At 52.3% G+C, this 1,547-nt stretch carries 2 protein-coding genes; both read right to left on the bottom strand.

All coding sequences use genetic code 11. The features are described 5' to 3' along the window. A partial coding sequence (locus H6B30_RS15945; protein ID WP_205112233.1) for a hypothetical protein occupies positions 1 to 235 on the bottom strand: 235 nt, incomplete at its 3' end. After that, the gene (locus H6B30_RS15940; protein WP_205112232.1) at positions 232 to 1,350 is read right to left on the bottom strand and encodes a TlpA disulfide reductase family protein; all 1,119 of its coding nucleotides are present in this window, start codon (positions 1,348 to 1,350) and stop codon (positions 232 to 234) included. The genes H6B30_RS15940 and H6B30_RS15945, both read right to left, overlap by 4 nt. Positions 1,351 to 1,547 lie beyond the last annotated feature (197 nt).

Genomic DNA, 1,547 nt, shown 5'->3' with positions numbered 1-1,547 from the left:
ATGCAGTGCTTCCGTCGGCATCCAGCTCGTAGCGGATGTGCCCGTCACCAATCGGTATGGTGTCGGCGTAATAACGGGCGTCCTCACCCAAGCGCGCAATTGTCACCAGGTTGGCCGGCCATCCGTTCAGATCGCCATTGACAACGCACACTTTCCTTGCGGCCTCCCCGGCCATTCCCTGCATTGCCGCCATCGCAATCACTGCGGCGAGAGCCAAAGTTCTGATGTTGTTCATAAGTTTTTATTATGTTTGTTCATTATCTCTGTCACCTTCGTTACCATGGTTTCGCCGCGCAGGCCGCGCTCCACGATAAGGCCATCTGGGCTGAAGAGGATTATCAACGGGATGCCATCAGCTCCGTAAAGTTCCAAAGCCTTACGTTCAACATCAAACAATTGTGGCCAAACCGCACCGAGTTTCCTTGCCGTCTTGCCCATAAGCTTCTCGTCATCCCAAGTAAACAGGCCGAGAACCGTCAGCCCCTTGTCCTTGAACTCACGGTGCAGGCGGACCAGGTTTGGTATTTCCTCATGACAAGGGCGACACCACGATGCCCAAAAATCTACAAGCACATAGTTGCCACGCCCCACATAGTCGCTCAGCCTGACCGATTTTCCGCTGACATCACGCCCGTTTATGTCAACAAACATTTGCCCGACAGATGTGCGCCGCTCCGCTTTCAGCCGTTGTGAGAGGTCTTTATATATATTTGTCGTCTTCATCCACGGGCCGAGCGAGGCCATGATGCGTTCCCGGTCGTCAAGTGTTTGTGTTTGATAAAATTCGCTTCTAAGCAATTTTTCGGTCACAGCATCATCCGGATGCCGTGAAAACAGCCCTTCAGTTATTCGGCGCACATCGGCATTATAACTGCCCGCAAGTGAAATGCGCGCTTTTCTATATGCGGCGCTGTCAAGCCCTTGAGCCTTCAGAGCTTCCATCTTGGGAGAATAAACGGCATAAAGGCTGTCAATGATGTCGTCAATCCGGTGGATCTCATCGTTGAGCGGAGTGCCAGACGGCTTGTTGTACACAGTGCGGCCGACACTCGCCCGAATGTCACCACCCTCCAAAACGATGTTGGCGTGCTCTCGGTCTGTGGCCTGAATGCAGCAAAACCACGGTCTGTCCGTGAAGCCGCTGAACACAAATTTGCCGTCCGAGATGCGAGTGCTGTCCAACATCTTATGGTCATCATAACGCTCTATGTAAATCATCCGGCCATCGGCGGCTGAGTCATTTACCTCACCCATGACAGTATAAGCCTGCTTCTCCTGCGCCGAAACAGGCAAAAATGCAAATGCACACAACAGGAAAGCCCAATCACGTTTACCTAACTCTCTTTTCATATCGACTTTTTGTTTATTTAATTTATTACGTTCCTATCACCGCTTCACATCCATTTGCGTCGCCCAGTGCTACAGTTCCTTTTCCAATATGGCCTCCACCTGCGCGGCATCGGGGTTGATGGCCAGTATCTTGCCGTCGCGACCTACGAGGAAGCGGCCGCCTCCGGCATTGCCAATGCCGTATCTCTTCCAGATGC

This window comes from Marseilla massiliensis (assembly GCF_016899955.1).
Lineage (GTDB): Bacteria > Bacteroidota > Bacteroidia > Bacteroidales > Bacteroidaceae > Prevotella > Prevotella intestinigallinarum.
Note: the sequence above shows the minus strand (reverse complement) of the source record. Positions and strands in the feature narration are given on the sequence as shown.